Source organism: Blastomonas sp. (assembly GCF_041747255.1).
Lineage (GTDB): Bacteria > Pseudomonadota > Alphaproteobacteria > Sphingomonadales > Sphingomonadaceae > Blastomonas.
In genome coordinates this window covers 1-6221 of the sequence record NZ_JBGTFM010000339.1, presented here as the reverse complement: position 1 = coordinate 6221, position 6221 = coordinate 1, and the positions used below count along the sequence as shown (strand labels likewise).

The 6221-nt window shown below is 63.8% G+C and carries 7 protein-coding genes and 1 pseudogene; 1 reads left to right on the top strand and 7 read right to left on the bottom strand.

Going from position 1 to position 6221, the window contains the following annotated elements:
* Positions 1-322, bottom strand: a pseudogene (locus tag ACEW8G_RS11530) (hypothetical protein); the annotation flags it as partial.
* Positions 323-363: 41 nt separating this feature from the next.
* Between ACEW8G_RS11530 and ACEW8G_RS11525 the strand changes: the two are divergent.
* On the top strand, positions 364-1134 hold the full coding sequence (locus ACEW8G_RS11525; protein ID WP_373488562.1) for a GntR family transcriptional regulator: 771 nt from the start codon (positions 364-366) through the stop codon (positions 1132-1134).
* Between the two features lie 161 nt (positions 1135-1295).
* Here the strand turns inward: ACEW8G_RS11525 and ACEW8G_RS11520 are convergent, their stop codons facing one another.
* From ACEW8G_RS11520 to ACEW8G_RS11495, 6 genes are all read right to left on the bottom strand, one after another.
* Positions 1296-2381, bottom strand: a complete 1086-nt coding sequence (locus tag ACEW8G_RS11520; RefSeq protein ID WP_373488561.1) for a CaiB/BaiF CoA transferase family protein — start codon at positions 2379-2381, stop codon at positions 1296-1298.
* A gap of 4 nt (positions 2382-2385) precedes the next feature.
* Positions 2386-3591 carry a CaiB/BaiF CoA transferase family protein gene (locus ACEW8G_RS11515; RefSeq protein WP_373488560.1) on the bottom strand — a complete coding sequence of 402 codons (1206 nt, stop codon included), beginning with the start codon at positions 3589-3591 and terminating at the stop codon, positions 2386-2388.
* Positions 3591-3989: an endonuclease domain-containing protein gene (locus tag ACEW8G_RS11510; RefSeq protein WP_373488559.1), complete on the bottom strand. Its 399-nt coding sequence runs from the start codon at positions 3987-3989 to the stop codon at positions 3591-3593. Before ACEW8G_RS11510 ends, ACEW8G_RS11515 begins: the two co-directional genes overlap by 1 nt.
* Before the next feature lie 98 nt (positions 3990-4087).
* On the bottom strand, positions 4088-5266 hold the full coding sequence (locus ACEW8G_RS11505) for an acyl-CoA dehydrogenase family protein (RefSeq protein WP_373488558.1): 1179 nt from the start codon (positions 5264-5266) through the stop codon (positions 4088-4090).
* Between the two features lie 51 nt (positions 5267-5317).
* Positions 5318-5827 (bottom strand): MaoC family dehydratase, encoded by a 510-nt coding sequence (locus tag ACEW8G_RS11500; protein WP_373488557.1) that lies wholly within the window; start codon positions 5825-5827, stop codon positions 5318-5320.
* Positions 5820-6221, bottom strand: a 402-nt coding sequence (locus tag ACEW8G_RS11495; RefSeq protein ID WP_373488556.1) for an aldolase/citrate lyase family protein, incomplete at its 5' end; no start/stop codon positions are given. The genes ACEW8G_RS11500 and ACEW8G_RS11495, both read right to left, overlap by 8 nt.

Sequence of the window (6221 nt, the reverse complement as noted above, 5' to 3'; positions counted from 1 at the left end):
GTATCGCGCCATCGAGCAGCGCGTCGATTTCGCGCCCGGCCTCACGCGCGGCGCTGATCGCGGCGGGCCACACCACTGGCCCCGGATGCAACAATGCGGCGCGATGGACATCATCCATTTCGAGCAGATTGCCGAGCAATGCAGCCCGCGTCAGCACGTCCGGCTCTGCTGCGCGTGCCACATCGGCGAGCGGCGAACGCAGCGCGCCTGCGACACAGCCCAGCCAATCGAGCAGATGCTGCCGCGCCCGCGCGCGCTCGCTTTCATTTGGCTTGCGCGCCAAATGTGCGCTAAGCCGTTCGGTAAGGGTTGGCGCGGTCACGCAGCCCACCCATATCGTCGCTGCATGAGCAGGAGTACGCTTTGAACAGCCCCGTAGAGGCCCTTGATCCCACCGGTGCCAAGCTGAACGACAAGCCGCGCTACCAGCAACTCGCCGATGAACTGCGCGAACTGATCCTGGCTGGCAAGCTGGCGGGCAGCAACGGCTTCCCCACCGAAAGCGTGTTGTGCGCCGAATATGGGGTGAGCCGCTTTACGGTGCGTGAGGCTTTGCGTCGCCTGCAGAATGAAGGGCTGATCGCCCGCAAGCGTGGATCGGGCACGGTTGTGCAACCGGCTGCGGCGCGCGGCGGCGCGCTCCACCAGCCATTGTCGAACGTTGGCGAAATCCTGCAATATGCCCGCGATACGCGGATTGCCTACGATGCGCTGGGGCTGCACCCGCTGCCCAAGCTGATTGCCGAACAGATTGCGGTGCGCACCAGCGGCAAGTGGTTCCGGTTTCGCGGGGTGCGCCTGCAGGCGGCCGATGATCGCCCGCTGGCGCTGACCGATGCCTATGTCATCGCCGATCTGGCCGTTGCGGTGGCGCAGATCACGCCTGGGCGCAACACCCTGTTCCGCCAGATCACCGAAGCTGCCGGTCTGACGCTGGCGCAGGTGACGCAGGACATCCAGGCGATATCGGCGAGCGCGGAGATTGCGGCTGCGCTTGACATTCCCCGCCGCAGCGCATGCCTGCGCATCCTGCGCTGCTATTTCGACCAGAACCAACGGCTGTTTGAAATCTCGGTCAGCCACCATCCCGGCGACCGGTTTGTCTATTCGATGCATATCGATGTGGATGCTTGAGGGACGATAAATCCTGCCCTCGCAGGGGAGGTGGCAGCCTGAAAGGCTGACGGAGGGAAAGCGGCTGGGCCTACAGGTCAAGATGGCGTGCATTCTGGCTGCCCCTCCACCGCTGTGCGGTTCCCCTCCCCCTTCCGGGGAGAATTTGAGCAGGCTGATGCTCATCCCGCGTCCAGTTCCGGCGCGTCGGTAGGCTCCCACGCCGCTTCGCCTGCAAAACGAACCGGCGGCGCAATATGATGCGCGCCGTCCGCCTCGACCAGCAGTCCGCGCGCGCCGACATGCGCGCTGCGCAACACTTCGGCGAAATCCAGCACGGGCGAGAAAGCGACATCTTTGTCGGCAAACCACGCCACCCATTCATCGCGGCTGCGCTGTGCGAAGGTCTCGCGCAGGAATGCGACCAGCGGTGCCTGATCCGGCCCGGCGTCGGCATCGCCCAGCGTGATCAGGTCTTCGCGGCCCAGCGCGGTGAGCAGCACCCGCACGAACTTGATCTCGCGCCCGCCCAGCGCGATGTGCCTGCGGTCGCTGGTCGTGTAGACCTGATAGAAGGCCGCGCCGCCAAGCGAGCGTTGCGTGCGTGATCGCGGCGCTTCGCCTCCGGCGATCGCATCACCTGCGATATGCGCGCACCACGGCAGCAGGCTGTCGAACATGGCGATGTCGATATAGTCGCCGCGACCGCTGCGCTGCCGCCCGATCAGCGCCATCAGCACCGCCGACAGCCCGGTCAACCCCGCCGCCATATCGGCAGAGGGCACGCCGGGCACCACCGGCGATCCGTCCGCGCTGTCGTTGACCGACAGGAAGCCTGACAGCGCCTGCACCGCCAGATCGTGCGCAGGATGATGCGCGAGCGGCCCCGACTGGCCGAACGCGCTGATCGAGCAATAGACGATTTGCGGGTTGATCTTGCTCACCGCCGCATAATCGAAGCCCAGCCGCGCCATCACGCCGGGGCGAAAACCTTCGAGGAACACATCGGCGCGGGATATCAGATCGGTCAGGCGCGCACGCCCGGACGCGCTCTTTAAGTCAAGCAAGATGCTGGTCTTGCCGCGATTGAGATTGCGGAACCACACCGACTGGCCCGCCTCGAACGGGGCCATCGCCCTTGCCGGATCGCCTGCGGGCGGCTCGATCTTGATGACCTCGGCGCCCTGATCGGCCATCATTACCGACAGCATCGGACCGGGCAGGAACTGCGACAGGTCAAGCACGGTTATGCCGGTCAGCTTGCCCATCGGATCAGACGATGCCGTCCCGTTTGAGCGCGGCAATCTCGTCCGGCGACAGGCCGATGTCGCTCAATACCGCGTCGCTGTCTGCCCCCAGCAGCGGCCCGGCAGCGCTGGGAAGGCGCTCGCCGTCAACGCGGATCGGGCTGGCGAGCACATGCAAGGGATCCCGGTCGGGGTGGGCAACCTGCTGCATCATGCCGGTCTGCTGCAGGAAAGGATTGTCCATCGCACTGGCCAGATCGTTGACCGGTGCGACCGGCATCTTGCCCGAGAGCAGCGCCACCCAATGGCTGGTTGGCCGGGTGACAAACACCGCATCGAGCAATCCGGTCAGCGTATCGCGGTTGACGAGCCGGGCCTCGGGCGTCGCAAAGCGCGGGTCGGTTTGCAGGTCGGTCTGGCCGATCAGGTCGGTGAGGATGGTCCAGAACTTGGGCAGTTGCGCCATCACGAACATCCAGCCATCGGCGGAGCGGAACATCTGGCTGGGGGTCACCGACGGGTGCGCAGAGCGCGGCGCGCGCGGGGTGACATCGCCCTCGTTAAGATACCAGACCGCCGGATAGCTCATCTGGTGGGCCGCGGTGGACAGCAGGTCGACATCAATGTCGCAGCCTTTGCCCGAACGCTGCGCATCGAGCATCGCAGCGAGCAGACCGACGGCCATTTGCGTGCCGGTCATGAAATCGACGATCGACAGGCCAAAGCGCACCGGCGGCCCGTCGGGCTCTCCGGTCAGCGCCAGAAACCCGGCCTCGGCCTGCATCAGATAGTCATAGCCCGGCCATTTGGCGCGTTCATTGTCGCGGCCATAAGCAGACAGGTGCGCGCACACGATCCCCGGATTGAGCGTACCCAGCGTGGCATAATCCAGCCCGAGCTTTGCCGGCAGGTCGCCGCGCAGGTTGTTGACCATGGCGTGCGATGTTTTGGCCAAAGTCTGCAGGATGTCGCGGCCGCGTGCGCTCTGCAGATCGAGCGTCAGCGACTTCTTGTTAAGGTTGAACGTCTGGAAATACAGGCTTTCATTCTCGCGCAGAAAATGCGGGCCAACCGCGCGCGCGGTGTCGCCGCCGGTCTGCCCCGGCTTGGCGGGAGGTTCGATCTTGATGACCTCCGCGCCCATTTGCGCCAGAAACATCGTGCCATAAGGCCCAGCGCCATATTGCTCGGCCGACAACACGCGATAACCCGAGAGCGGCAGCCGCGTCATTAAGTTGGCCCCCCCACAAACCCTCTCCCTGCAGGGGAGAGGGACAGGCGCAGCGCGCCAGGGAGAGGGGATGCAACCGTCAGATGATGCAAAATGGCCTCGATCACGTCATCGCAACTGCCCAGAACCTCATCATTCCAAAACCGGATGACCCGATAGCCCTCGCCCACCAAAAACGCCGTCCGCTGCGCGTCATAGATTGTCTGCTCAGCATGCTGGCTGCCGTCAATCTCCACAATCAGCTTGGCAGAGGGGCAGACGAAGTCCGCAATATAGGTGCCGATGGTCACCTGGCGACGAAATTTGAACCCGTTCAAACGTCCGGCGCGGAGGCATGACCAGAGCTTTGCTTCTGCCTCTGTGGGTTCTTTTCGCATGTGACGCGCGCGATCCAGCATCTGGTCGGGCGTCTTGCCGCGACGAGGCGGCCCCTCTCCCTGACGCTGCGCGCCTGTCCCTTTCCCCTGCAGGGAGAGGGTTAAGGGCTGTGCGCCTCTCACAGCGGGTTCCGCTTTACCCATTGCTTGGAAATGATCATGCGCTGCATCTCGTTGGTGCCCTCACCGATGCACATCAGCAGCGCATCACGATAATAGCGTTCGATTTCATATTCCTTGGAATAGGCATAGCCGCCATAGATGCGCATCGCTTCTTCCGAATTGCGCACCGCCGCTTCGGACGCGAAATATTTGGCCATGCCCGCCTCCATGTCGCAGCGTTCGCCGCGATCATAAGCCTCGGCGGCGTCCATGGTGAGCAGCCGCGCGGCGCGGGCGCGGGTGACCATATCGCCCAGCTTGAGCTGGATCGCCTGATGCTCGCAGATCGGTTTGCCCATCGTTTCGCGCAGCTGGGCATATTCGGTCGCCAACCGCAGCGAGCCCTCGGCCAGCCCGACGCCGCGCGCGGCCACATTGATACGGCCCAGTTCAAGCCCGCCGGTGGCCTGGAAGAAGCCATGGCCCTCGACGCCGCCGATCAGGTTGTCGGCAGGCAGCCGGTAATTGTCGAAGATCAGCTCGGCGCTGTCGATCGACTTGTAGCCCAGCTTCTCGAATTTTTTGCCGACCGTGAAGCCTTCCTGCTTGGGCGCGATGAACAGGCTCATGCCCTTGTAGCGCGGATCGGCTTGCGGATCGGTCTTGACCAGCAGCGCGAAACAGCTGCCCTTGATGGCGTTGGAAATCCAGGTCTTGGTGCCGTTGATCACATAGGCGTCGCCGTCTCGCTTTGCGGTGGTGCGGATCGCCTGCAGATCGGTGCCGGCATTGGGCTCGGTCAGCGCCAGTCCGCCGCGAATCTCGCCGCTGGCGAATTTCGGCAGCCATTTGGCCTTTTGCGCTGGGGTGCCGAACCGCTCGACCGCGCAGGCCATGATCAGGTGCGAATTGAAGATGCCGGTGATCGCCATCCAGTGCGAGGATATGCGCGCGACAATCTTGGCATAGGTGGTCGCGGGCAGGCCAAGACCGCCATATTGCTGGCCGATGGTGGCGCCGAACAGGCCCATGTCGACCATCTGGTCAACCAGCTCCGCCGGCCAGGTATCGCCATGGTCGTGGTGCATGACCACCGGCTTGACCTCGCGTTCGATCCAGCGGTCAATCGCATCGAGAAACGCAGCTTCTTCGTCGGCATCGATGGTACGGATGTCTTCAATCGGCAGGCTTGCCATTTATCTTCTCCATGGCCCGCCGGGGAGAGCGGGGGGTTGAAACAGGCGTAATCAGTCGTCGACAGGTCCGCAGCCGCGTTTCCAGATCAGCATCGTGCGGCTGAACGTGCATATGATATCGCCATGCTGGTTCTTGCCGGTGGTCTTGACGGTGACGATGCCCTGTTCGGGGCGTGAGGAGGATTCGCGTTTATCGAGCACCTCGCTCTCGGCATACAACGTGTCGCCGGGGAACAGCGGGTTGGTCAGGCGGATATTGTCCCAGCCAAGGTTGGCGACCGCCTTCTGGCTGACATCGGAGACGCTCATCCCCACCATCAATGCCACCGTGAGCGGCGAGCAGACGAGAGGCTTGCCAAATTCGGTCTTCTTGGCGAATTCATAATCGAAATGCGCAGGGTGGGTGTTCATCGTCAGTAGCGTGAACCACACATTGTCGGCATCGGTGATCGTGCGTCCGGGCCGGTGTTCATACACATGGCCGACCTCGAATTCCTCGAAGTAGCGGCCCTGCACTTCGCGGAATCGCCCAGGGGCGACTTCCTTCACGGCTTCACGCATCGATCCCGTCCTTGGCTCGCGCGAGAACCGCGCGGTATTGCTTGACCATTGGCGCTTCGAGCATCCGGCCGTTGTGCCGCATGGCCCGACCGCCGCCTTCTTCGAACGCGCGTAACGCCTCCGTCGCTTCGTTGATCTCCGCGCGAGAGGGAGCGAAGGCGGCATCGATCACGGGCACCTGCGCGGGATGAATCGCTGCCTTCGCGGCAAAGCCGAGAGCCCTGGCCTTGGCGCATTCCTCGGCCAGGCCCGCTTCGTCGCCGAGCTTAATGAAAGGCACGTCTATTGCAGGCACGCCTGCTTCGGCGCACGCGAGGACAAGCTGCTGACGCGCGGTCAGCAGCGGCTCCCACGCGAGCGCAACCCCGATCTCCGCCGAGAAGTCGCCACCGCC